The organism is Streptacidiphilus rugosus AM-16 (genome assembly GCF_000744655.1).
Taxonomy (GTDB): domain Bacteria; phylum Actinomycetota; class Actinomycetes; order Streptomycetales; family Streptomycetaceae; genus Streptacidiphilus; species Streptacidiphilus rugosus.
Genome location: NZ_JQMJ01000003.1, coordinates 147,166 through 170,815, shown reverse-complemented (window position 1 = coordinate 170,815; position 23,650 = coordinate 147,166). Strand labels below are relative to the sequence as shown.

General features: G+C 70.8%; 25 protein-coding genes and 1 tRNA gene. 18 read left to right on the top strand and 8 right to left on the bottom strand.

Annotated features, from left to right (window positions below; translation table 11 throughout):
- Window positions 1-272: 272 nt before the first annotated feature.
- The 5 genes from purS (at window position 273) to BS83_RS04150 (ending at window position 5,180) form a co-directional block, all read left to right on the top strand.
- Window positions 273-524 (top strand): phosphoribosylformylglycinamidine synthase subunit PurS, encoded by a 252-nt coding sequence (purS, locus tag BS83_RS04170; protein WP_037601097.1) that lies wholly within the window; start codon window positions 273-275, stop codon window positions 522-524.
- Window positions 521-1,201, top strand: coding sequence for a phosphoribosylformylglycinamidine synthase subunit PurQ (gene purQ / locus BS83_RS04165; RefSeq protein WP_037601094.1), 681 nt, complete (start codon window positions 521-523; stop codon window positions 1,199-1,201). The genes purS and purQ overlap by 4 nt, the downstream gene beginning before the upstream one ends.
- Window positions 1,201-3,456 (top strand): phosphoribosylformylglycinamidine synthase subunit PurL, encoded by a 2,256-nt coding sequence (gene purL, locus BS83_RS04160; protein ID WP_037601092.1) that lies wholly within the window; start codon window positions 1,201-1,203, stop codon window positions 3,454-3,456. The genes purQ and purL overlap by 1 nt, the downstream gene beginning before the upstream one ends.
- 210 nt (window positions 3,457-3,666) lie before the next feature.
- On the top strand, window positions 3,667-4,542 hold the full coding sequence (locus BS83_RS04155) for an RNA polymerase sigma-70 factor (protein WP_037601089.1): 876 nt from the start codon (window positions 3,667-3,669) through the stop codon (window positions 4,540-4,542).
- Window positions 4,543-4,604: 62 nt separating this feature from the next.
- Window positions 4,605-5,180, top strand: coding sequence for a transglutaminase-like domain-containing protein (locus BS83_RS04150; protein ID WP_037601085.1), 576 nt, complete (start codon window positions 4,605-4,607; stop codon window positions 5,178-5,180).
- On the opposite strand, the gene BS83_RS04145 is transcribed toward BS83_RS04150, so the two are convergent.
- Window positions 5,153-6,121 carry a DMT family transporter gene (locus BS83_RS04145; protein WP_232248044.1) on the bottom strand — a complete coding sequence of 323 codons (969 nt, stop codon included), beginning with the start codon at window positions 6,119-6,121 and terminating at the stop codon, window positions 5,153-5,155. The two genes, BS83_RS04150 and BS83_RS04145, sit on opposite strands and share 28 nt — an antisense overlap.
- 370 nt (window positions 6,122-6,491) lie before the next feature.
- Here BS83_RS04145 and BS83_RS04140 point away from each other — a divergent pair, with 370 nt between their 5' ends.
- The 3 genes from BS83_RS04140 to purM all read left to right on the top strand — a co-directional run bounded on the left by BS83_RS04140 (window position 6,492) and on the right by purM (window position 10,112).
- Complete coding sequence (locus tag BS83_RS04140) at window positions 6,492-7,292, top strand: maleylpyruvate isomerase family mycothiol-dependent enzyme (protein ID WP_037601082.1); 801 nt, start codon at window positions 6,492-6,494, stop codon at window positions 7,290-7,292.
- A gap of 90 nt (window positions 7,293-7,382) precedes the next feature.
- A complete protein-coding gene (purF, locus tag BS83_RS04135; RefSeq protein ID WP_037601080.1) occupies window positions 7,383-8,960 on the top strand; it encodes an amidophosphoribosyltransferase in 1,578 nt (525 codons plus the stop codon).
- A gap of 75 nt (window positions 8,961-9,035) precedes the next feature.
- Window positions 9,036-10,112, top strand: a complete 1,077-nt coding sequence (gene purM, locus BS83_RS04130) for a phosphoribosylformylglycinamidine cyclo-ligase (RefSeq protein WP_037601078.1) — start codon at window positions 9,036-9,038, stop codon at window positions 10,110-10,112.
- Window positions 10,113-10,352: 240 nt separating this feature from the next.
- Here purM and BS83_RS04125 read toward each other — a convergent pair whose 3' ends face one another.
- A complete protein-coding gene (locus BS83_RS04125; protein ID WP_037601075.1) occupies window positions 10,353-10,607 on the bottom strand; it encodes a DUF3073 family protein in 255 nt (84 codons plus the stop codon).
- Window positions 10,608-10,944: 337 nt separating this feature from the next.
- Window positions 10,945-12,078: a Glu/Leu/Phe/Val dehydrogenase dimerization domain-containing protein gene (locus BS83_RS04120; RefSeq protein ID WP_037601072.1), complete on the bottom strand. Its 1,134-nt coding sequence runs from the start codon at window positions 12,076-12,078 to the stop codon at window positions 10,945-10,947.
- A gap of 170 nt (window positions 12,079-12,248) precedes the next feature.
- On the opposite strand from BS83_RS04120, the gene BS83_RS04115 reads away from it, so the two are divergent.
- Both BS83_RS04115 and bldC read left to right on the top strand, forming a co-directional pair.
- Entirely contained in the window at window positions 12,249-13,217 is a 969-nt protein-coding gene (locus BS83_RS04115) for a hypothetical protein (RefSeq protein ID WP_037601069.1), read from the top strand.
- A 665-nt stretch (window positions 13,218-13,882) separates the two neighbouring features.
- Complete coding sequence (bldC, locus tag BS83_RS04110) at window positions 13,883-14,089, top strand: developmental transcriptional regulator BldC (protein ID WP_033321412.1); 207 nt, start codon at window positions 13,883-13,885, stop codon at window positions 14,087-14,089.
- Window positions 14,090-14,365: 276 nt separating this feature from the next.
- On the opposite strand, the gene BS83_RS04105 is transcribed toward bldC, so the two are convergent.
- Together BS83_RS04105 and BS83_RS04100 are read right to left on the bottom strand one after the other, a co-directional pair.
- Window positions 14,366-14,439: transfer RNA gene (locus BS83_RS04105), tRNA-Asp, on the bottom strand.
- Between the two features lie 64 nt (window positions 14,440-14,503).
- The gene (locus tag BS83_RS04100; protein ID WP_232248142.1) at window positions 14,504-15,151 is read right to left on the bottom strand and encodes a VIT1/CCC1 transporter family protein; all 648 of its coding nucleotides are present in this window, start codon (window positions 15,149-15,151) and stop codon (window positions 14,504-14,506) included.
- Window positions 15,152-15,393: 242 nt separating this feature from the next.
- On the opposite strand from BS83_RS04100, the gene BS83_RS43535 reads away from it, so the two are divergent.
- From BS83_RS43535 to BS83_RS04075, 5 genes are all read left to right on the top strand, one after another.
- A complete protein-coding gene (locus BS83_RS43535; RefSeq protein WP_051942595.1) occupies window positions 15,394-16,257 on the top strand; it encodes a M23 family metallopeptidase in 864 nt (287 codons plus the stop codon).
- Window positions 16,258-16,410: 153 nt separating this feature from the next.
- A complete protein-coding gene (locus BS83_RS04090; RefSeq protein ID WP_051942594.1) occupies window positions 16,411-17,535 on the top strand; it encodes an alpha/beta hydrolase in 1,125 nt (374 codons plus the stop codon).
- A gap of 104 nt (window positions 17,536-17,639) precedes the next feature.
- Window positions 17,640-17,891: a hypothetical protein gene (locus tag BS83_RS04085; RefSeq protein ID WP_037601062.1), complete on the top strand. Its 252-nt coding sequence runs from the start codon at window positions 17,640-17,642 to the stop codon at window positions 17,889-17,891.
- A 1-nt stretch (window position 17,892) separates the two neighbouring features.
- Window positions 17,893-18,438, top strand: coding sequence for a Clp protease N-terminal domain-containing protein (locus tag BS83_RS48805; RefSeq protein WP_037601058.1), 546 nt, complete (start codon window positions 17,893-17,895; stop codon window positions 18,436-18,438).
- A 163-nt stretch (window positions 18,439-18,601) separates the two neighbouring features.
- On the top strand, window positions 18,602-19,003 hold the full coding sequence (locus BS83_RS04075) for a hypothetical protein (RefSeq protein ID WP_051942593.1): 402 nt from the start codon (window positions 18,602-18,604) through the stop codon (window positions 19,001-19,003).
- Between the two features lie 125 nt (window positions 19,004-19,128).
- On the opposite strand, the gene BS83_RS04070 is transcribed toward BS83_RS04075, so the two are convergent.
- Complete coding sequence (locus BS83_RS04070; protein ID WP_037601056.1) at window positions 19,129-20,055, bottom strand: TolB family protein; 927 nt, start codon at window positions 20,053-20,055, stop codon at window positions 19,129-19,131.
- 160 nt (window positions 20,056-20,215) lie between these two features.
- On the opposite strand from BS83_RS04070, the gene BS83_RS41370 reads away from it, so the two are divergent.
- A complete protein-coding gene (locus BS83_RS41370) occupies window positions 20,216-20,740 on the top strand; it encodes a hypothetical protein (RefSeq protein ID WP_051942592.1) in 525 nt (174 codons plus the stop codon).
- Window positions 20,741-20,764: 24 nt separating this feature from the next.
- On the opposite strand, the gene BS83_RS04060 is transcribed toward BS83_RS41370, so the two are convergent.
- Window positions 20,765-21,112 (bottom strand): hypothetical protein, encoded by a 348-nt coding sequence (locus BS83_RS04060; RefSeq protein ID WP_157596897.1) that lies wholly within the window; start codon window positions 21,110-21,112, stop codon window positions 20,765-20,767.
- 179 nt (window positions 21,113-21,291) lie between these two features.
- Here BS83_RS04060 and BS83_RS45105 point away from each other — a divergent pair, with 179 nt between their 5' ends.
- Complete coding sequence (locus BS83_RS45105; RefSeq protein ID WP_157596895.1) at window positions 21,292-21,504, top strand: hypothetical protein; 213 nt, start codon at window positions 21,292-21,294, stop codon at window positions 21,502-21,504.
- Between the two features lie 125 nt (window positions 21,505-21,629).
- Complete coding sequence (locus BS83_RS04055; protein WP_037601050.1) at window positions 21,630-22,373, top strand: hypothetical protein; 744 nt, start codon at window positions 21,630-21,632, stop codon at window positions 22,371-22,373.
- 299 nt (window positions 22,374-22,672) lie between these two features.
- Here the strand turns inward: BS83_RS04055 and BS83_RS04050 are convergent, their stop codons facing one another.
- The gene (locus tag BS83_RS04050; RefSeq protein WP_157596893.1) at window positions 22,673-23,311 is read right to left on the bottom strand and encodes a hypothetical protein; all 639 of its coding nucleotides are present in this window, start codon (window positions 23,309-23,311) and stop codon (window positions 22,673-22,675) included.
- Window positions 23,312-23,650 lie beyond the last annotated feature (339 nt).

The following is a 23,650-nucleotide window of genomic DNA, read 5'->3' as shown; positions in this document are numbered from 1 at the left end:
AGGCAAGTTTTTACGTCGCTATTTTCGTGTCGTTTCGGTACCGCTCCGATACCGGTGCGAAACCTCGGAATCGTGCATTTTTGGTAGGTGTGTCGCGAGAGTCCCGGCATGGCCCGTCGGGCCCGGCGGCCGCTACCCGGGGGTAGGCGTTTGTGTGAACCTCCGCACGATTCGCCGATCTACGCGCGTCGCGCTGGAGGAGTCTCCAAGATCGCATTTTGGCCCCGGTAGGCTGGGAACTCCCCCCGCACCACTCATCACCGGGAGTACCCGTGGCACGCGTCGTGGTCGACGTCATGCTCAAGCCGGAGATCCTCGACCCGCAGGGCCAGGCGGTGCAGCGCGCGCTGCCGCGCCTGGGCTTCGAGGGGATCGCCGACGTTCGTCAGGGCAAGCGCTTCGAGCTGGAGGTGGAGGGCCCCGTCGACGACGCCGCGCTCGCCCGCATCCACCAGGCCGCCGAGACCTTCCTGGCCAACACCGTCATCGAGGACTTCACGGTCCGTGTCGAGGAGGGCCAGTGACCGCCAGGGTCGGCGTCGTCACCTTCCCCGGCAGCCTCGACGACCGCGACGCCCAGCGCGCGGTGCGGCTGGCGGGTGCCGAGCCGGTCGCCCTCTGGCACCGCGACACCGATCTGCACCAGGTCGACGCCGTGGTCCTGCCCGGCGGCTTCTCCTTCGGTGACTACCTGCGGGCCGGGGCGATCTCGCGCTTCTCGCCGGTGATGACGTCGATCATCGAGCAGGCCAAGGCGGGCATGCCGGTCCTCGGCATCTGCAACGGCTTCCAGGTGCTGACCGAGTCGCACCTGCTGCCCGGCGCCATGCTGCGCAACAACCACCTGCACTTCATCTGCAAGGACCAGAAGCTGCGGGTGGAGAACAACGGGACCGCCTGGACGAGCGACTACGCCGCCGGCCAGGAGATCATGATCCCGCTCAAGAACATGGACGGCCGCTTCACCGCCGACCGCCGCACGGTCGACGAGCTGGAGGCCGAGGGCCGGGTCGTCTTCCGTTACCTGGACGGCAACCCGAACGGCTCGATCAACGACATCGCCGGCATCACGAACGCCGCGGGCAACGTCGTCGGCCTGATGCCGCACCCGGAGCACGCGGTCGAGCCGACCGTCGGCACCGGCGGCACGGACGGTACCGGCTTCTTCACCTCGATCCTCAAGCGGCTGGTGAACGCGTAATGACGCTCGACACGGTTAAGAACGCGGAGCAGACCCCCGAGGTCGAGCTGCCCTGGGCGGCGCTGGGCCTCAAGGAGGACGAGTACCTCCGGATCCGCGAGATCCTGGGCCGCCGCCCCACCGGGGCCGAGCTGGCCATGTACTCGGTGATGTGGTCCGAGCACTGCTCCTACAAGTCGAGCAAGGTGCACCTGCGCCAGTTCGGCGAGAAGGCCCCGCAGTCGGACGCCATGCTCGTGGGCATCGGCGAGAACGCCGGCGTCGTCGACGTCGGCCAGGGCTACGCGGTCACCTTCAAGATCGAGTCGCACAACCACCCGTCCTACGTCGAGCCCTACCAGGGCGCGGCGACCGGCGTCGGCGGCATCGTGCGCGACATCATCTCGATGGGCGCCCGCCCGGTCGCGGTCATGGACCCGCTGCGCTTCGGCGCCTTCGACCACCCGGACACCAAGCGCGTGCTGCCCGGCGTCGTCGCCGGCATCGGCGGCTACGGCAACTGCCTGGGCCTGCCGAACATCGGTGGCGAGGTCGTCTTCGACTCCTGCTACCAGGGCAACCCGCTGGTCAACGCCTTGGCCGTGGGCGTGATGAAGCACGAGGACATCCACCTGGCCAAGGCGTCCGGCGCCGGCAACAAGGTCGTTCTCTACGGCGCCCGCACCGGCGGCGACGGCATCGGCGGCGCGTCGATCCTGGCCTCGGAGACCTTCGACGGCACCAAGCCGTCCAAGCGCCCCGCGGTCCAGGTCGGCGACCCGTTCCAGGAGAAGCTGCTGATCGAGTGCACCCTGGAGGCCTTCCGGGCGAAGCTCGTGGTCGGCATCCAGGACCTCGGCGCGGCCGGTCTCTCCTGCGCGACCAGCGAGCTGGCGTCCAACGGCTCCGGCGGCATGCGCTGCGACCTGGACGACGTCCCGCTGCGCGACGCGACGCTGACTCCTGAGGAGATCCTCATGAGCGAGTCGCAGGAGCGCATGTGCGCGGTCGTCGAGCCGGAGAAGGTCGAGCGCTTCCTCGCCATCTGCGAGAAGTGGGACGTCACCGCCACCGTCATCGGCGAGGTCACCGACGGCGACCGGCTGGAGATCTTCTGGCACGGCGAGAAGATCGTCGACGTCGACCCGCGCACCGTCGCCCACGAGGGCCCGGTGTACGAGCGTCCGTACCACCGCCCGAGCTGGCAGGACGCGCTCCAGGCCGACGCCCCCACCGCGGAGCGGCTGGCCCGCCCGGCGACGGGCGAGGAGCTGCGCGCGACCGTGCTCCAGCTGGTCTCCTCGCCGAACCAGGCGGACAAGAGCTGGATCACCAGCCAGTACGACCGCTTCGTGCTCGGCAACACCGTGCTGGCGCAGCCGGAGGACTCCGGCATGATCCGCGTGGACGAGTCCACCAACCTGGGCGTCGCCATCGCGACGGACGGCAACGGCCGCTACGCCAAGCTCGACCCGTACACGGGCGCGCAGCTGGCGCTGGCCGAGGCCTACCGCAACGTCGCCGCGACGGGCGCGAAGCCGCTGGCCGTCTCCGACTGCCTCAACTTCGGCTCCCCCGAGGACCCGGAGGTCATGTGGCAGTTCGCCGAGGCCACCCGTGGTCTCGCGGACGGCTGCCTGGAGCTCGGCACCCCGGTCACCGGCGGCAACGTCTCGCTCTACAACCAGACGGGCACCGAGGCGATCCACCCGACGCCGGTCGTGGCCGTGCTGGGCGTGATCGACGACGTCACCCGCCGCACGCCGATCGCCTTCGCGGAGGAGGGCCAGCTGGTCTATCTCCTGGGCGACACGGCGGACGAGCTGGGCGGCTCCGCGTGGGCGCAGCTGGCCCACGACCACCTCGGCGGCCTGCCGCCGAAGCTGGACCTGCAGCGCGAGAAGCTGCTCGCCGAGATCCTGATCGCGGGCTCCCGCGACGGCATGATCGACGCGGCGCACGACCTCTCCGACGGCGGCCTGATCCAGTCCGTGGTCGAGAGCGCGCTCCGTGGCGGCCAGGGCGTCCGTCTGGTCGTCCCTGACGGTCTGGACCCCTTCGTGTTCCTCTTCTCCGAGTCGGCCGGACGCGCCATCGTCTCCGTCCCTCGCAGCGAGGAGCTCCGCTTCACCGAGATGTGCGGCGTCCGGGGCCTCCCGGCCACCCGCATCGGCGTCGTGGACGGCGACACGATCGAGCTCCAGGGCCAGTTCACCCTGTCCCTGGAGGAGCTGCGCGACGCCGGCACCGGCGTGATCGAGGCGCTGCTCGCCTGAGCCGCCCGCCCTTGAGGCGTACCGCCTGCCGTCGGCCCCCGGTGATGTGACATCGCCGGGGGCCGACGGCATGTCGCGCCGCGCACCGGGTGACGGCGCACGGGCGGCCGCTCGTGGTCCTCTTCGCCGGCGGCCCCGATCGCGCGTCAACTGCGCCTGCGGGCCGAGGGGTCGGCGTTTCCCCGACCGGTGCGCGCTACCGTCGGAGACGTGACCACGGACACCGACGCACTCAGGACCTTCGAGGAGCACCGCGGGACGCTCTTCGGCATCGCCTACCGGATGCTCAGCTGCTCCGCCGATGCCGAGGACATCGTCCAGGACGCCTGGCTGAAGTGGAGCACCGTGGATGCCGACAGCATCAGTCAACCCCGCGCCTATCTCGCGCGGACCGTCACCAACCTCTCGCTCAACCGGCTCCAGTCGGCGGCCGTGCAGCGCGAGTCCTACGTCGGCCCGTGGCTGCCGGAGCCGTTGGTGACCGCGCCGGACGCCAGCGGCGAGGTCGAGCAGGCGGAGGCGATCTCGCTCGCGATGCTCGTGGTCCTGGAGACGCTGTCCCCGCTGGAGCGGGCCGTCTTCCTGCTCAAGGAGGTCTTCGGCTTCTCCTTCGGCGAGATCGCCGAGATGCTCGACCGCAGCGAGGCCTCCGTCCGCCAGGTCGGCAGCCGCGCCCGCAGCCACGTCCAGGCCCGCCGTCCCCGCTACGACGCGCCCAGCGAGACCCGCCGCGCCGTCACCGACGAGTTCCTCGCGGCCTGCGTCGGCGGCGACCTGAACCGGATGATGGAGCTGCTCGCGCCCGAGGTCACCGTCTGGTCGGACGGGGGCGGCAAGGTCCGCGCCGCGCTCCGGCCGATCACGGGCGCGGAGAAGTCCGCCCGCTGGATCCTGGGCGTGCTCCAGCGGCCCATTCCGGACCTGTCGGTGCACCAGGTCCGGATCAACGGCGAGCCCGGCCTGCTGTTCATGTCGGGCGCGGTCGCGGACAGCGTCGCCGTGCTCGACCTGGACGAGCACGGCGCGATCGTCGGGATCAGGCTCGTCCGCAACCCCGACAAGCTGACCCACGTGGTCGTCCCCTGAGCCCGCGTCTCGGCCACCGGAATCCCGCACGGGCGGGGCGGGGGCACTGCGAGAGTCCCGGCATGACGATCCTTGCCCCCGTGACCGACGATCCGGCCGCCTACCTGGCGGCGGACGCGACCATCGACCACCAGGATCCGGATCTCCGACGGCTCGCGGCCGAGCTGGCCACCCCGGAGGCGGCCTACCTGTTCGTGCGGGACGAGGTCCGCCACTCGGCCGACGCCGGCGTGTACAGCGGTGCCTACCGCGCCTCCGAGGTGCTGGCGGCGCGCAACGCGATCTGCCACGGCAAGTCGCACCTGCTGGTCGCACTCCTGCGGGCGCAGGGCGTGCCCGCAGGGCTCTGCTACCAGCGACTCGGCGACGGGGAGGGCGGCTTCATGGTGCACGGGCTGATCGCCGTTCGGCTCGGCGGCCGCTGGTCACGGCTCGACGCCCGGGGCAACAAGGAAGGCGTGGACGCCCGTTACGACCTCGAACACGAGCGGCTGGCCTGGCCGGTGGCGGAGCCCGGCGAGCTGGACTACCCCGGTGTGCACGCGACCCCTCCGGCCGGCCTCGTCCGCGCGCTGGCGGAGGCCGAGCCCGGCCGCGACGGCTACGGCTACTACCTCCCGAGCGAGCTGCCGGACTGAGCCGGGCGGGCGGCGTCCGGCTTCCGCGTGAAGCGGGCCACGGCCACGCCGCCCAGGCAGAGCAGACCGCCGCCGACGGAGACCCAGCTCGGGGTCTCGCTCAGCATCAGCCAGCCCAGCAGGATGGAGATCGGCGGCACCAGGTAGGTGGTGACGCCGAGCTTGCCCGCGCTGGTACGGGCGAGCGCGTAGGCCCAGGTGGTGAAGGCGACGGCGGTCGGCGCCGCTCCGAGGTAGACCGCCCAGGCGATCGCGGAGCTGTGCGCCCTCGGGATCTCGTGCAGCAGCTGGGGTGCGAACGGGAGGCAGGCGACGGTGCCGACAGCGCAGGCGAGGAAGGTCGTCTGCAGCGCGGAGACCTGGGTGAGCACCGGTTTCTGGACCACGACGGCCACGGCGTAGACGACGGCCGAGGCGAAGCAGAGCAGGACGCCGAGGTAGTCGGTGCCGCCGTGGCGCGAGGAGCCGAAGCCGATCACGAGAACGCCGGAGAAGGACACCAGCATGCCGAGGACCAGCGCCTTCGTCAGTCCCTCGCGCAGGACCGCGGCGGCGATCAGCGCGATGAGGATCGGGCTGATGTTGACCAGCATCGACGCCGTCCCGGCGTCGACCCGCTGCTCGGCGGCGTTGAGCATCACGTTGTAGGCCCCGAACCAGAGCAGGCCGACCGCGATGATGCGCGGCAGATCGCGCCGCGAGGGCAGGGGCTCACGCCGGGCCACGACCATGCCGCCGAGCAGCAGGGTGGCGACGGCCAACCGCAGGAGCGCGAGCGCGCCGGGGGAGAGATCGTGTCCGGCCGACCTGATGCCGACGAAGGCGGAGGCCCACAGCACGACCGTGAGCCCGGCCGCGCCGGCCGCGAGGCGCGCGGAACGCGCGGAGGAGGGGGAGTCGGAGGAGGGACTGACACGGGTCTCGATGCGCTCGGTGGTCACCCCTCCAGGGTTCCGGCGCGACCGGGCCCCAGGCAAGCGGTAAAACGCCATGACAGTACTTACATCCCGCCACACCCCCTCTCACCGAGAGTCCGTTGCACCACCCCAGCAGCGCGAGGAAGTCCCCGCCCCCGGCGCAGGGCGCGGCACTTCCCAGCAGAGGGCCCGTTGCAACCGCTTGGGGGCGCGAGGAACTGCGCGACAAGCCACTGATGAGCGGATGGTCCCTCATCGCGCAGGGCCGTCCGCACTGGGTGGTTTCTCGCGCAGTTCCTCGCGCCCCTGAGGACCCTGCCTGGTTGCTCGGCGGCGGAACGCTCCCCGGGGGCCCTGCCGGGTTGCTCGGTGCCGGATGGCTAGAGTGCGTCGCATGCCGCCCGCTTCGCGATCACGTGCCCGTACCTATGACCGGCTCAAGTCCCGTGCCGCGCTGCGCGCGCAGGCGGAGGCGATCAGGGGGCTCGCCCGCTCCCTCGGGGACGAGCAGCTCGCGCTGCCCACGCGGCTCGGAGCGTGGCGCGTGGCCGAGTTGGTCGCCCATCTGGCCACCGCCTTCGACGCGTTGCCGACCTTCCTTGCCGCGCCCGACGACGGGCAGCCAGCCATGACCGTCTCGGACTGGGCCGCAGGCACCCGCGGCGCCGCCGCGGCCATCGCCGAGGACGCCGAGGAGCGCGCCGCCGCAGGGGACCTCAGGGAGGCCCTGAACGCGGCCGTCGACCGCGCCGTCGCGGTCCTGGACGCGGACCTCGGGCCGGAGACGCGGATCGTCCACCGCCGGGGCGCCATGCTGCTCGACGACTACCTGGTCACCCGCCTGGTCGAGGCCGTCGTCCACGCCGACGACCTCGCCGACGCGCTGAAGATCAACGACTTCCCGCACGACCGGCACGCCCTCGCCTCCGTCTGCCGGCTGCTCGCCGACGCCTTCGCCGCGCAGGCCCCCGGAGGGGCCGTGGAGCTGCGGATCCCGCCCTTCGCGGTGGTGCAGTGCGTCGAGGGTCCCCGGCACACCCGCGGCACGCCGCCCAACGTCGTGGAGACCTCCCCGCTGCCGTGGATCCGGCTGGCGACCGGCAGGACCACCTGGGCGCAGGCGCTGGACGTGGCGGAACTCACGGCGAGTGGTGAGCGCAGTGATCTGTCGTCGCTACTGCCTGTGATGGGCTGAGGCCGGTCTACGCGCGTCCGAAGCGATCGCGGCGGCGGGCGGATCTTGGTCCGTCCGCCCGGTGGGTCGCCCTGCCCTAGACTCGGTGTTGTGCCACGTGGTGACGGACGACTCAGTCATGACCTCCTCCCCGGCGAGAAGGGCCCGCAGGACGCCTGCGGCGTCTTCGGTGTCTGGGCCCCCGGCGAAGAGGTCGCCAAGCTCAGCTATTTCGGGCTCTACGCCCTGCAGCACCGCGGACAGGAGTCCGCGGGCATCGCAGTGAGTAACGGCTCGCAGATCCTCGTCTACAAGGACATGGGGCTCGTCTCCCAGGTCTTCGACGAGACCTCCCTCAACTCCCTGCAGGGCCACATCGCCGTCGGCCACTGCCGTTACTCCACCACCGGGTCCTCGGTGTGGGAGAACGCCCAGCCGACCTTCCGCGCCACGGCGCAGGGCAGCCTCGCGCTCGGCCACAACGGCAACCTGGTCAACACCGCCGAACTGGCCAAGCTGGTCGCCGAGCTGCCGGGCGAGGAGCACGTCTCCCGCTCCGGCCGGGCCGCCGTCACCAACGACACCGACCTGCTGACCGCGCTTCTCGCGGGCCAGCCGGACCTCACCGTCGAGGAGACCGCCCGCCAGGTCCTGCCTCAGGTCAAGGGCGCCTTCTCGCTGGTCTTCATGGACGAGCAGACCCTCTACGCCGCCCGCGACCCGCAGGGCATCCGCCCGCTGGTGCTGGGCCGGCTGGAGCGCGGCTGGGTCGTCGCCTCCGAGACCGCCGCGCTCGACATCGTCGGCGCGTCGTTCATCCGGGAGGTCGAGCCCGGTGAGCTGATCGCCGTCGACGAGAACGGCCTGCGCACCTCCCGCTTCGCCGAGGCCGCCCCCAAGGGCTGCGTCTTCGAGTACGTCTACCTGGCCCGTCCGGACACCACCATCGCCGGCCGCAACGTGCACCTCTCCCGTGTGGAGATGGGCCGCAAGCTGGCCGTCGAGGCGCCGGTCGAGGCCGACCTGGTGATAGCGACCCCGGAGTCCGGCACCCCGGCCGCCATCGGCTACGCCGAGCAGAGCGGGATCCCCTTCGGCTCCGGTCTGGTGAAGAACGCCTACGTCGGCCGGACCTTCATCCAGCCCAACCAGACCATCCGCCAGCTGGGCATCCGGCTCAAGCTGAACCCGCTCAAGGACGTCATCCGCGGCAAGCGGCTGGTCGTCGTGGACGACTCGATCGTCCGCGGCAACACCCAGCGCGCGCTGGTGCGGATGCTGCGCGAGGCGGGCGCGGCCGAGGTCCACATCCGGATCTCCTCCCCGCCGGTCAAGTGGCCCTGCTTCTACGGCATCGACTTCGCCACCCGCGCGGAGCTGATCGCCAACGGACTGTCGGTCGACGAGATCGCCGCCTCGCTGGGCGCGGACTCGCTGGCCTACATCTCCATCGACGGCATGATCGCCGCCACCGACCAGCCCAAGGACCGGCTCTGCCGGGCCTGCTTCGACGGCACCTACCCGGTCGAGCTGCCCGACCCCGAGCTGCTCGGCAAGCACCTGCTCGAGGCGGAGATCACCGCCGCGAAGCAGCCCCCGGCCGTGCGCGGCGGCAACCGCTCGGACGTCGACGGCGTGCAGTCGCTGCTCGGCGGCCCCGGCGCGGCGGACGCCCTGCGGCGCCCCTGAGCCGCACCCGGGCTCCAAGATTTTCCTGCTCCCCAGCAACTGACCCGAAAGGGCCGTCCCGTGTCTGACCAGTCCATGCCTGCCGAGGGCGCCGGCGCCACCTACGCCGCCGCCGGAGTGTCGATCGAGGCCGGAGACCTGGCCGTCGAGCTGATGAAGGAGTGGGTCGGCAAGACCACCCGCCCCGAGGTCGTCGGCGGCCTGGGCGGTTTCGCCGGGCTCTTCGACGCGAGCGCGTTCAAGCGCTACGAGCGTCCGCTGCTGGCCACCGCGACGGACGGCGTCGGCACCAAGGTCGCACTGGCCGCGGCGATGGACAAGCACGACACCATCGGCCACGACCTGGTCGGCATGGTCGTGGACGACCTGGTCGTCTGCGGCGCCGAGCCGCTGTTCATGACGGACTACATCTGCGTCGGCAAGGTCCACCCGGAGCGGGTCGCGCAGATCGTCAAGGGCATCGCCGAGGGCTGCGTCCTGGCCGGCTGCGCGCTGGTCGGCGGCGAGACCGCCGAGCACCCGGGTCTGCTCGGCCCGGACGAGTACGACGTGGCCGGCGCGGGCACGGGCGTGGTCGAGGCGGACGCCCTGCTGGGCGCGCACCGGGTGCGCGCGGGCGACGTGGTCATCGCGATGGCGGCCTCCGGCCTCCACTCGAACGGCTACTCGCTGGTCCGCCACGTGCTGCTGAGCGAGGCCGGCTGGAAGCTCGACCGCAAGGTCGAGGAGTTCGGCCGGACCCTGGGCGAGGAGCTGCTGGAGCCGACCAGGATCTACTCCCTGGACTGCCTGGCGCTGGCGCGGGCGACCGAGATCCACGCCTTCTCCCACGTCACCGGCGGCGGCCTGGCGGCGAACCTGGCCCGCGTCATCCCGGAGGGCCTGCACGCACGGCTCGACCGCGGCACGTGGACGCCGATGCCGGTCTTCCGGACGGTGGCCGAGGTCGGCCGGATGGAGACGCTGGAGATCGAGAAGACGCTGAACATGGGCATCGGCATGGTCGCCGTGGTCCCGCAGGAGTCCGTGGACACGGTTCTCGCGGTCCTGGAGGACCGCGACGTCGAGGCCTGGCTCCTGGGCGACATCGTCGACGCGTCGGGCGACTACGCGGCGGGCGGCGCGGCGCTGTACGGGAGCTACGCGCAGTAGTCGCACCGCCAGGGGCGCGGGGCTCCGCTGACATGCGCCTCCGGCGCGCGGGCGCGACAAGCCACTGGCGCGCGGGTGGTCCTCCTCGCGCAGGGCCATCCGCACAGGGTGGTTGCTCGCGCAGTTCCCCGCGCCCCTGAGGTCTCTGCATGGTCCTCGCCTGCCACAGGCTTCCGGGGACGACGAAGGGCCGACCTGGTTGGACCAGGTCGGCTTCGTCGTTTTCAGGCGGTGGTGACGTCAGGCTCGTTTGCGAGAGGGACTCTCGTTCACGTCCTCTTCTTCGTCGTCCACGTCGTTGTACAGCTGTGCGTACGAGGCGTAAGGATCGTCGTCCTCTTCCTCGTCGTCATCGAACGGCTCCGGATTGACCGTTTCGTCCGTTGACGCAACGCCCAGCTCATTGGCCAAGCGCGACGCGTCGAAGCCGCCGCTGTTGTACTTCAGCTGGCGGGCGACCTTTGTCTGCTTGGCCTTGGCCCGGCCGCGCCCCATGGCTCGACCCCCTCAACGACGGAGCTCCTGGCTCCGAGTCTTGTCACGCGTTCATGATTCGGAACGGCCCCTCGCTGAAGTGAGAGAGCCGGTCCTTAGAGCAACAACGGTACCTGCTTACAGCGCCGTACGGTACGCCGCCTGTGCGACGTGGCGCACGCCACCCCGGGTTGTAACCATATTGATGCAGGTCAGGGCCGCAAAACGGGGCATGCGCGGGAGCAGGCGCCGCGCGTCCGCGGTGACCGATCCGACACGATTATCCCCCGTACGGGCAAGGGGTATCCCCCGGACGGGGGCGTCAGGTGAGAACCGCGTTCCCGTCCGGGGGTATCCGTCACGCCCGGCGGGAGCCGGGGAGCAGGATCGTGCGGAGGCGGCCGACCTCGGCCATCCGCCGCTCGGCGAGCCGGTCCGCCGCGACGGCCGGGGGAACGCCATCCGAGTCGGCGAGGGCGAAGATCTCCAGGGTGGTGTCGAAGATCTTCGAAGCCTTGGCCTTGGCCCGCTCGAAGACGAAGCCCTCGATCTCGTCCGCGACCTGGATCACGCCACCGGCGTTCACCACGTAGTCGGGGGCGTAGAGGATGCCCCGGTCGGCCAGGTCCTTCTCCACGCCGGGGTGCGCCAGCTGGTTGTTGGCCGCGCCGCAGACGATCGTCGCGGTCAGGGCCGGCACCGTCTCGTCGTTCAGCGCGCCGCCGAGGGCACAGGGGGCGTAGACGTCCAGGTTCGCCCGGATCAGGGCCTGGGTGTCGGCGACGACCTCGACGCCCGGGTGGGCGGCCTTGACGCGGTTCACCGCGTCCTCGCGGACGTCGGTCACCACGACCTGCGCGCCGTCGGCGACCAGGTGCTCGACCAGGTAGTGGCCGACCTTGCCGATGCCGGCCACGCCGACCCGGCGGCCCGTCAGGCTCGGGGTGCCCCAGCGGTGCTGGGCCGCGGCGCGCATGCCCTGGAAGACGCCGAAGGAGGTCAGTACGGACGAGTCGCCCGCGCCGCCGTACTCGGGGGAGCGGCCGGTGACGAAGTCGCACTCGCGGGCGATGACGTCCATGTCGGCGACGTAGGTGCCGACGTCGCAGGCGGTGACGTAGCGGCCGTTCAGGGACTGCACGAAACGGCCGTAGGCGCGGAGCAGCGCCTCAGTCTTGATCTTGGTCGGGTCGCCGATGATGACGGCCTTGCCGCCGCCGAGGTCGAGCCCGGCCAGGGCGTTCTTGTAGGACATGCCGCGGGAGAGGTTGAGGGCGTCCTGGACGGCCTCCTCCTCGGTCGCGTAGGGGTGGAACCGGGTGCCGCCGAGGGCGGGGCCCAGGGCGGTGGAGTGGATCGCGATGACGGCCTTCAGGCCGGTGTCGCGGTCATGGCACAGGACGACCTGCTCATGGCTGTCGCCGGGCGCCGCGGTGGCGTCGCTCGAGAAGATCCGGCTGAGTACGCCGGAACGCTCACTGACATCGGTCACGGTGGTGACTCCATTGTCGACTCGCGTCCGCTTGCTGTGGTGCGGACGTTCTGCCTGAAGCCTAGATCCGCCTCCGGCTCCGGCGGTACGCCCGCCCACGGGCCGGACGGTCAGGAACGGACCGTGGCCTTCCGGGCCACCAGGGGGCCTCGGCGTGCGACGATGCCAGGGTGCCTACGCTGCGGACCTCGGTGCATCCCCCCTACGCGGCCTATCTGCGCGTCTACGAGCCACTGGCGGCCTTCGCGGAGCCGGAGCGTTCGTACTGGCAGGGCTACGCGGCGCAGCGCCCACGACCAGCGGCGATCGACGAGCACCGGGGCCGGCTGGCCGACCTGGTCGGCACCCCGCCGCTGGCGGTGCCGGAGCAGGAGAGCAGGGACGCCTTCGTGCACGAGGCGGACGGCGTCCTCTACCTCTGCCCGTGGCGGACCCGGCTGCGCAGCTGGCTGGCCCTGGCCGAGCTGGCCGACGAACTGCCGCCGTCGCTGCTGGACGCGGTGGTGCCCCCGGTGGTGCGGGCGCAGGCGGAGTCCGACTGGGACCGCTGGCGGGCGCAGCACCCCGACGGACGGCCGTGGATCCTCACCAGCACCTGGAACATCCCGGTGCGCTGGTTCCTGCTCTTCGGCGACGACGAGCGCGAGTACATCCCCTCAGAGTTCTCCGCCTCGGAACTCCCCGCCTCGGAGCTGCCGCCCGCCGAGCAGGGCTCGGAGCAGGCCGCGGGCGAGCAGGCCGAGCCCCGTTCGGCGGGCGCACGGGAGGAGGAGGTGGGCGCGAAGCGGCGGACGGCGCCGGTGCTGCGCTACCGCACACCGATGGCCCAGGCCAGGCGGCGGGTGGCACGCGGCTTCCGGGTGCTGCGGGAGACCCTGGACGACGGCCCGCTGGTCGACGGCGTGGAGGAGGTCGGCCGCTGGCTGGAGGAGTTCCACCCGCGTTCGCTGGTCGAGCTCGACTACGGCGGCCTGGTCCACGCGATCCCCGAGCAGGGGCTGGCGGGCGACCGCTCCGCGGAGGAGGTGGCGGAGGGCGTCGCCGCGCTGCGCGCCGGCGACCCGGTTCGTGCCGGACGTTGCTACCGCCGACTGACCGAGCGTTGGCGCCGGGTGCAGGAACTGCAGTTCGCGAACTGAGCCCGTTCCGCTTCGATTGCGCAACGGTCGGGCATAGAAGGGATCTCGACGGATCTCGGAGATCCCCGGGTGCGGGCACCGTTTCCGCATCGAAGCCGAGTCCACGCGCGTAGCGGATGGCGGACTTCCGCCACGACCGATCACGCCAGCAGGCGGCCACCGGACCTGTCGGACATGCGTGGCACCATCTCCTCAGACGTCACACGGGTGCTTATCCCCTCTCCACATAGGACCTACGTCCCGGATCGGGTCAATCCCACACCAACGTGACGTGACTCACCGTTGACTCGAAGGCCGCACTGGGTGTCAAAATAGGACAACCAGCCTCACTGCAGACCACTGTGCCCACATTGGAGTGGTTCTGCAGAGATTGAGGGCCTTCGCGGGGGAAGCGGGGGGTCTGGAGTGTCGTGACAGAGGGTCGCTTTGCGGCGACTGTCCGTTATGGCATGGTCCATCGTCATCCGTCGAGCTTGGCCCCCCAGGGGTCAATTCCGCCGGTTTGGCTGATTGGACTGGACGGATGGTGTAGTTGTAGTGCCAAGGACAAGCCGTTCGTCCTATTACCGACTTGGTAGGCGGTGGCCATTTCGGGCATCGCATGCCAAGGTGCAGAATTTCTAGGAAAGAACCGTGTTGGTTCGGTTCTCCCGAGGAGGCCGCTCATGACCGCTCGTACCCCTGATGCCGAACCCCTGCTGACGCCGGCTGAGGTTGCCACCATGTTCCGCGTTGACCCGAAGACGGTCACTCGCTGGGCCAAGGCCGGCAAGCTCACGTCGATCCGGACGCTTGGTGGGCACCGCCGCTACCGCGAGGCGGAGGTGCGTGCACTGCTTGCGGGCATTCCGCAGCAGCGCACGGAGGCCTGAAAGGGCTGATCGAGTAGACGCTTTTCGGCTGCACCGGACTCCGCCGGGTCCGGTGCAGCCGCTTTTTTGTGTCCGGAATTAGCTGTTCCCACTGTGCAATTGCACATATAAAATGGGTGGCCCTCGTGACGGGCCGAACGTGAGCAGTCGTCAGGATGAGTGGCGTGATGCCTGTCACACCCCTTCCAGGTGTTCCAGGCGTGCCCGACCGTCACAGAAAACGACCCGGACAACAGATCAGCCCGGATCCGAATGGATCCGGGCTGATCTTTACTGCGACTCCGACGGGACTTGAACCCGCGACCTCCACCTTGACAGGGTGGCGAGCTAACCAACTGCTCCACGGAGCCAGGAACAAGTGTGACTGTACTGCATCCCGCCCACCCCGGTCGAATCAGCGTCCCGGGCCCCGACTCAGGTGGAGGCGTTGAGCAGCAGTCCGGCCACGTAGGTGATCGCCATGGCCAGCGCACCGCCCGCCACGTTGCGCACCACCGCGGGGGCGATCCTGGCCCCGCCGAGCGTGGCGCTGATCCAGCCGCAGACCACCAGCGCCGCGATCACCGCGGCCACGGTGACCGGCACCCGCACCGACGCCGGCGGGAGCACGATCGCCAGCAGCGGCAGCAGCGCGCCGACGGTGAAGGCGATGAAGCTGGCCCAGGCGGCGTGCCAGGGATTGGTGAGCTCGTTCGGGTCGATGCCCAGCTCGGTCTCGGCGTGCGCGGCCAGCGCGTCGTGAGCGGTGAGCTCGACGGCGACCTGGCGGGCCAGCTCCTCGGAGAGCCCCTTGGCCACGTAGAGGCCCGTCAGCTCCTCCAGCTCGGCCGCCGGGGTCCGGTCCAACTCCCGGCGCTCCTGGTCCAGGGCGGCCCGCTCGGAGTCGCGCTGCGTGCTCACCGAGACGTACTCCCCGGCCGCCATCGACATCGAGCCGGCGAGCAGACCCGCGAGTCCGGCCGTCAGCAGCTCGCTGGAGGAGCCCGCAGCCCCGGCCACGCCCACGACCAGTCCGGCCGTCGAGACCACCCCGTCGTTGGCCCCCAGCACCCCGGCACGCAACCAGTTGAGGCGGCTGCCGAGCCCGGGGCCGTGGTGCGGCTCGTCCGGGTGACCGCCGTCGGGCCCGCCCGACGGCGGGTCGGGGGGCGGGCTGGACCGATCGTCGCTGCTCACACCCCGCAGTCTGACCCGCGGGGCGGCGGGTGCGTGGCCAACCCGCCGAAACCGGTCGCGTCGATCGCTGGTCCGAACGGCTGACGGGGACTTTGGTCGCGTCGGTCCGGGCCCGGTAGACGTTGGCTGTGCCTCTCCTCACCCGCCCGCAGCCCACGGGTTCGCAGCGGAACCTCCCGGGCCCGGTCGGCCCGGTCGGCCCGGTCGGCCCGGTCGGCCCGGTCGGCCCGCCCGGCCTGACCGAACCGGCCGGGACGGCGCGCCCGCCGCATGCGGTCGGGTTCGCGCGCAGTGGGTGGCGGGCGGCGCTGACGGTCGGGATCGGCGCCCTGCTGCCCGCCGCCCTGGCGCCCGGCGCGGAGCGGCTCGCACAGGCGGCGTCGCGGATCCCGCTCGGATCCGCCACATCGACGGCGTCCCGCGCGGCCGCCCCGTCCGGCCGGGCCACCGCGGCACTCGCCCAGGACGCGGTGCTGCGCGCCGAGGCCCTCGGGGGCGGCTGGGGCCGACCCCGCTTCACCGAGGGGCCGTTGGACGACCAGCCGCCCGTGCCCGCCTGGCCGGTCCCGGCACCCGACGCCGCGCCCGACTGGTTCAGTCCGGCGCCGGGGGCACGGATCAGCCAGGTCTTCGGAGTGCCCGACACCGAGTACGCCGCCGGTTATCACACGGGCGTCGACTTCGCGGTCCTCACCGGCACGCCGCTGCTCGCCGTCGCGGCCTCCACCGTCGAGGTCGCCGGATGGGGCGGCGCGTACGGGAACCGGGTGGTGCTGCGGCTGCCCGACGGGCATTTCGCGCTCTACGCCCACATGTCCCGGCTGGACGTGAAGGCCGGTCAGCGGGTGGTGGCGGGTCAGCCGATCGGTCTCTCGGGAGACAGCGGGCACACCCGTGGACCCCATCTGCACTTCGAGATCCGCACTCGCAACGCGTACGGAGCGGTGATCGACCCGCTCACCTACCTGCGGGCGCACGGCTGCCGTTTCTGACCGACGACGGCCTGGTCAGAGCCCCCGAGTGGTCCAGTGAGGGTTCGGCAAGAGTTTGCCGTGCGGTCCCCGGTTCCCAGGGTTCTCCCAGATACGCTGCGCGCGGCGTGGACATGCCGCCACGCGAGCACGCGCACGAGCTAGAGGGCCCACATGAGTCTGACCGGGACGCCGTTCTTCGCCGTCACCCTTCTGGTGCTGGTGGCGACGATGGCCCTGCTGGCCTTCGTCTGGAACCGGATACCCGGACCGCGCCCGGTCCGCTACGCCGGACGGCTGGGCGCGACGATGTTCAGCCAGATCGCCGCCGTGGTCGTGGTCCTGGTCTACGTGAACAACTCCATGGGGCCCTTCTACGACAACTGGGAGGACCTGTTCGGCGGCGACGCGGACCAGTCCGCGACCGCCACCAACGTCGGCGGCGGCGTGTCCGGCGTCTCCGACGGGCACGGCGCCGAGAAGCTGCGCTTCCGCACCTATCTGCCGGGCGTGCTGCAGACCTCCGCCCGGGGCGCGGCGTCGGGTGTCGTGGGCAGCCTCTACGTCTGGCTCCCGCCGCAGTACGACGACCCGGCCTACGCGCACACCGACTTCCCCGTCGTCGAGTTGCTGCCGGGGACGCCGGGAACGCCGCAGGCCTGGTTCGGCTCCATGAAGATCCAGGACGCGATGGCGCCGCTCGTGGCCGCCGGCAAGGTCAAGCCGATGATCCTGGTCGCGGCGAAGCTCAACGTGCTGCCCGGCGGCGTCGACCCTGGCTGCGCGGACGTGCCGGGCGCGGCCAGGACCGCGACCTGGCTCAGCCAGGACGTGCCCCGGCTGATCGCCGCCAACTTCCGTACCGCGCGCGGCCCGCACAACTGGGCGCTGATGGGCTACTCGGCCGGGGCGTACTGCGCGGTCAACCTCGCCGTCCAGCACCCCGGCGTCTTCCATGCGGCGGTGAGCCTCTCCGGCTACAACGCCCCCGAGGCGCCGCTGGTGCTCAGGGATCCGGTGCTGGCACGCGCGAACAACCCCTACGAGCTGCTGCGGCACGAGAAGAAGCAGCCCGACATCGCCCTGCTGATGGCCGGCAGCGCCCAGGACCCCGGCACCGTCCCGGCGGCGAAGGCCCTGCTCTCCGTGCTCCACACGCCCGGCCCAACCAACTGCTCACCGTGGCCCGTGGCGGCCACACCACCGACGTCTGGCGCACCATGCTCCCCGACGCGCTCCTCTGGCTCTCCGGCCGACTCGGCTGACCTTCCGCGGGCTTTCCGCGGGCCCTCCGTCTGACTCCGCCCGACTTCACCTGACTCGTCCGTCCGGAGGGCGTCGGCGCATCCTTCGTGTCAGGATTCCTTGACAGCTGCCATGTCTGTCAGGTTACCCTGACAGACATGGAGCCTTCGGAGCAGGAGCGTCCGGCCGCCGATCTCATCGGCCAGGTCACGGGCAAGGATCCGGCCGTCGGGCTCAGCGCCGTCGTCGCGCTGCGCCGACTGCTGGAGGAGCTGGAACGCCTGCACGTGGACAACGCGCGGGAGCAGGGCTGGACCTGGCAGAGCATCGCGACCGCGTTGCAGGTCAGCCGACAGTCGGTGCACGAGAAGCACGCAAGCAGGCGCAAGGCGACGGGCAAGGAGAACTGACGTGTTCGAGTACTTCACCGACCGGGCCAAGCGGTCCATCGTCGCGGCCCAGGACGAGGCGGTCGCGGCCGGCTACGACTTCATGGGCACCGAGCACCTGCTGCTCGGCCTCATCGCCGTGCCCGAGGCCACCGCAGGCACGCTGCTGGCCGAAAGCGGCGTCGAGCTCGACCGCGCCCGCGCGGCGACGGTCCGGCTGCTCGACGAGGCCGGCATCGCGGCCGGCGGCGGTCAGCAGGCGAGGGATGCGCTCGCCTCCCTCGGCATCGACGTCGCCGAGATCCAGCGGCGCGCGGACGACAGCTTCGGCGCCGGCGCGTTCCAGTTCCCGCGTCCCGCCTACACCGCCCACGCCAAGGAGGCGCTGACGCAGACTCTGCGCGAGGCGAAGGCCCTCGGTCATGAGCGCTTCGGCACCGAACACATGCTGCTCGCCCTGCTCGCGGTCGGTCCCAGCGAGTCGGAACCGGCGGCCGTCGACGTCCTCGCCGCCCTCGGAGTCGACGCCGAGGGCCTGCGTCCGGCTCTGTTGGCACGCCTCGACTGAGGCCCGGACCACCCCCGGCTGGAGCTCGCTCCCGCAGTGGGGTGTACCTGGCACCACCCACGATTCGGCGGTAGGAGCCACCGACTTCGCGCCTCCGTCAGAGCAGGCTGATCACTGTGCCCGACAAGCGGGTTGACGGTGTGAAAGCTCTGGTGGGGGAGTCATGGCGAGCTCGGTCGCGATACACGACGGTGCGGGTTTCTCGGCGCGGACGGCGGCGCTTCCCGCCCTGCCCAAGCTGCCTTCGCTGCCCACGCTGCTGGTGCTGATGGGGGTCGCCCTGGTCCCGTGGATGGGCGTGCTGGCCGCGTCGGGGGAGTGGCCCTGGGTCGGGCTGGACGTCCTGGAGGCGGCCGGTCTGATCTCCACCGGCCTGCTGCTCCGCCGCGGCGACGGCCGCGCCGCACTGACCGCGAGCGCGACGGCGGCGCTGCTGCTGATGGACGCCTGGTTCGACGTGATGACCTCCCATGGTGCGGAGCTCACCCAGGCCTGGTTCCTGGCGCTGCTGCTCGAACTGCCGATCGCGGGGCTGTGCGCCCGGCTCGCGCTGCGGGCCCGGTGACCGCCGATGACCGCCGGTCGGCGACGGGGGCGCGGGGTGGGACAGGACGAGGCCGAGGGCCCGGAACCGGTACGGCGGTTCCGGGCCCTCGGGCGTCGTGGGCGTGCGGCGGAAGTGTTGGAGTGTCAGCCGCGGTAGGCGGCAAGCCCGGTGTAGCTGGAGACCTGGACCGGCGCGCCGCGTCCGTTGTCACCGATGGTGTCGATCCCGGTCGGGGTGCGGAAGGCGATGGTGCGGCCGTCGGGGGAGAAGGTCGGCTCGGTGTAGTTGGTCGTGGCGTGCGGCGTGAGGTCGTGGGCCACGTGCTTCGAGTCCGTGAGGCTCGTCTCGAAGATGTGGTCGTGCCCGGCGACGGACCGGACGAAGACGATCTCCTCACCGCTCGGGGAGAGTGCCGGCTCGGAGCCCTTGACGAAGGAGCCGCCCTGCTGACGCAGGTAGTCGTCGCGGATGTAGACCTCGCCGGTCTTCGCGTTGTCGTACACGATGGTGCCCACGTCGCCGCCCGAGTTGGGCCAGTTGTTGGCCGTGGTCGGCAGCGGGGTGCTGCCCTCGCCGAAGTAGGCGTTCAGCGACAGCTGGGCGGGCTTGCCGTTGCGGGCCGTCGCGGGGACCGTCTCCAGGCGGGTGACGCCGGCCTTGGAGGCGACGAAGATCAGGTTGTCCTTGGCCGGGACCTCGTCGCCCTGGTAGGCCTTGGCCACCTGCCAGGTCGGGTGGGACCAGGTCTGCCCGCCGGGGTTCTTGGCGACCACGACGCGGCCGGTGCCGTTCGGGTTGGCGACGTCGAGATTGCCCTGGCTGTCGACGAACGCAGCCTTGGTCCCGCTCGGGTTCCAGGCGAGGTCCCGGACATCGGTGCCGAAGTTCACGCGGGTGCCGTTCATGACCACCCACGGCGTGCCGTTGCTGATGGTCAGGTGGTTGCCCGCGGTGCCGTTCAGGAAGGTGGCCTGCGGGGCGGCGTTGGCGATCGCGGGAGCGAAGGCTCCGGCCACGGCAGCGGCGGCGATCACGACGGCGGCGGCAGTGCGGCGGTGACGGACGGACATGGCAAAGCCTCTTCCTGGTCGGTGGTGGTCGCGAGTGCCGGAGCCGCTGGAGTGCCGCTCGGTGCGATACGAGAAGCCTGTCAACGGAAGATCGTGGATCTATGGGGCTGATGTCACCGCCTCGCAACAGCGCCCGAAGCGGAGGCGTACCCTCCTGCGGGTGACGCAGCCACAGATTCCTTCGCTGCCCGAGGCTCTGCGAGCCCTGGCGGACATCCCGATCGAAGCCGACGGCGTGGGCCTGCGGTTTCTCCCCGACTTCCTGCCGACGGCATGGATGGACGCCTGGTTCGCCGAGCTCCGGCCCCGCGCCGGCATCGCGGCCCAGGACTTCCTCGCCTTCGCCCTGACGGGAGAGGAAGAAGAGGAATGCGTGACCTTCTGGCTCGCCCGCCCCGGTGTCCGCATCGAGGAACAGCCGGTCGTCGCCCTCGGCCCCTGGTCGATGCCCGAGTTGCTGGCTTCCGATCTGGCCGGCTTCCTCTGGGGCATCGCCGACGTCCTCAGCCCGGACGGGATCGACGCCTCGCTGGAGACCGACAGCAACCACGACCTCGTCCGCGTCGCCCGGCGCTTCGCGCCGACCGGGCGCCGGACCTGGACGGAGGCCCAGACGGCGGCCCGGGCCGAGTTCCCCGACTTCCTCGACCACTTCGCCCGCTGGGCCCCCGCGCGTCAGCCCTGACGCCCGGTTCGCGAGGCCCCGTGGTCACATGCGACGGTCCCACCAGCCGGGCTGGGTGGGTTCCTCGCCGTAAGTCCGGGCCAGCACCCGCGCGTCGACGGCGCCCACGACGGCGGCCAGCTCCCTGCGCCCACGCCGGGACAGCGCCCGCATCACCCGCTCCAGGCCGGCGCGCCCCTCCGGGGACTCGTAGTCACAACAGGGACAGCCCAGATAGCCGGCGTCGTACGCACTGACGTGCAGCCCACGCCAGCCGCGCCCGCACATCCGGGCGGCCTCCCGCTTCCAGAAGCGCAGGTCCGTCGCGACCTTGCCGGGACACCCCGTCGCCCGCTCCCAACGCTGAATCTCGGCGACGGTACGAGCGGACACTCCGTCAACCACCGACAGCCGCACATCCGCTGGCACGCGCAGAGTCATCGCGGCGCGCACCGCCGCAGGCCGCTTACGCGGCATCGCTCCAGAGCGAGATCGTCATGCCCGGCACGTTCTCACACCCGTACGGAGCCCGGCCACTGAATACCGGCGGGCACGTGTGGATAATCCCTCGCATGACGTCAGACGATGCCCGCCCGCTACGCCGGTCCGTGCTGCGCGGCCTGCCGATCTTCCTGATCTCCGGCGCTCTCGGCTCCGTGGCGTACCGGATGGCGGCCCATCGCGTGGGTTCGACCGGTGTCGGAGCGCAGTGGGGCGGGCTGCTGTTCGGTGCGGCCGTCTTCACGTTGCTCAGCCTGGTGTTCCGAAGGCCGCGGAAAAGCTGAACCGTCTGCCGGTGGGCAGCTGCCCGGGTCTCCCTCAGAGCGAATCGGGTGTTGAGCTGCCCGGGAGCACACCCTTGCGGCACCGGGCCTGGGCCGCGACCGTCCGAATCTTGTTGAATGGCTGCGTGGTGGACCGGGCAAGGATGCGCGACTGCTTCGGGGAGGTGGATCGCGTCCCTGAGCTGCTGGCACGGGTGGAGCACCGCGATGACCTCGAAGCGTGGGACGAGCTCGGTTACCGGCTGTGCCTGGAGGGCGATCTTGTCTTCCCGGCCGGCTTCGCCGCTCTGCCAACCCTGGTGCGTCTCGCGCCGACGAGTGCGCGTGCTCGTGGGCTTGCTGGGACGATCATCGCCCGCGTGGCGGGTCCCCATGGCTGCGATGACCTGCTGGCGGACTGCGCTGACGTGATCGCCGAGTTCGGACCGCTTCTGGACCGGCACCTGCAGGCGCGGCCGGACGACTACCTTCCGACCTTCCTGCACCTGCTCGCGGTCAGAGGGCAGTACCACTGGAGCGCTGTCCTGGGGGACTTCACGGATGATTTCTTCCAGCTGGGCTGCCCCAACTGCGCCGTGGAAGTGACGATCGCCGTGGGGAACTACGGACATTATTCGGCGATCAGAGACTGGAACCTCGGGGATGTGGACCGGCGGGACCTGCGGCCGGCGGTCCCCCGGGCCCTCGAAGGCATCGGGCGATGGATGCACGAGACGGCGGTTCGCGACGGACAGGACACGCTTGCGGACGGGATCGCCTACGTCTTCGGCGACGCCGAATGCCCAGGCTGCGCCTGCCGGTTCAACGTGGCCGCCGAATACACGGCTGCCAACCTCCCCGACCGGTTGTCAGCGCTCGGCACCCACTGACGTCGCTCGGATCAATCGAGAGCCCGGCGATCCACCCCCACGCGTCCGCCGTCGTGTTGCCGTCAGCAGAAACGAAAAAGCCACGGCCGGACTACTCCGCTCGGGGCTTCTGCTGGTCGAACAAGGTGGCCAGGGCCGGGGTCGAACCGGCGACCTTCCGCTTTTCAGGCCGCGATATGGCCTCTGAACTGCGAGAACGTGATGGAAGCGGGTTGCGTCACCGGTCGTCGGAGTCGGTGGCTGTCTGTCGCTGTTGGTGTACGCGTTGGTGTAAGACCGTGTCCCTCGGTGCAGAGTGCTCAAGGCTGCTCAGGCCGGTGATTCAACTGTCGAGCCTCGGAGGCTTCGGGGAGTTGCTCCTGCGCGGGGTCTTGATCGCCGTAGCTGTAGCCCGGAGGCGGGAGCGTCAGGTCAGATTCTGGGATTGACAGGCTCTGCCGCATCAACAGGACCATGGCCAGCTCGGCGTCCTCGTACTTCTGCTGTCGCTCGTAGAAGCCAGGGTCATCGGGATCGTTGTGCTTGCCGTAAGTGCCCCAGGACCAAGCGGCGCCGTAAGCAGCCGATGCGGCTGTTGACACGGGCCGGTCGGCGTAGAACTGCAGACGTGAAAGCTTCGCGAACGCATCGGACTGCCATCCTTCGAGCAGCTCTGGCTCCTCCGTGAAGCCGTAGCAGTGGTCATAGGCAGTCCTGGCGAGCAACTTCACGGCCTCATAGAACTCCAGGTAGGCGTGCCTCCGCTGCTCGAACGTTCGGGCTTCGTCTTCGCGAGCCCATCGCTCGTGCTCGCGCTCTCGCTCGCGGGCCCAGGCGGCAATTTCACGGCGCTCCGACCAACGATGCGTGATCAGCGCACCCATGATCCCAGCGGCCAGCGTGCCCGCCACGCCGATGCCGGCGACCAAGAGGGGCACCCAGAGCGGAATAGAACTCACCTCTCGATGATCGCAGCGCCGGAACTGCTCGGCGGCCGTTTCGGGAACTCGGTTCGTTCAGGCCTTGGTGATCTTGATCGGATGTTCAGAGCCCGGGAAGGTGTGCCGCACCCAAGGTTCCGGCTTGACCACCAACTGATCAGTAAGTGGTCAAGCAGAGTCCGGCCGCGCCCCGTCAATGCCGTCCCCTGTGTCCCCGACGGTCTTTCCAGCTCAGAGCCACATCGGGGACACAGGGACATGGGGGACAGACTTCGGATGTCCCCGCGGGTGAGCTGTCGCCCATAGCTGTGCGCTGCCCCGGGCTCCAGCGTCCCGAGTGGAGGAGCGTGTGCCCAA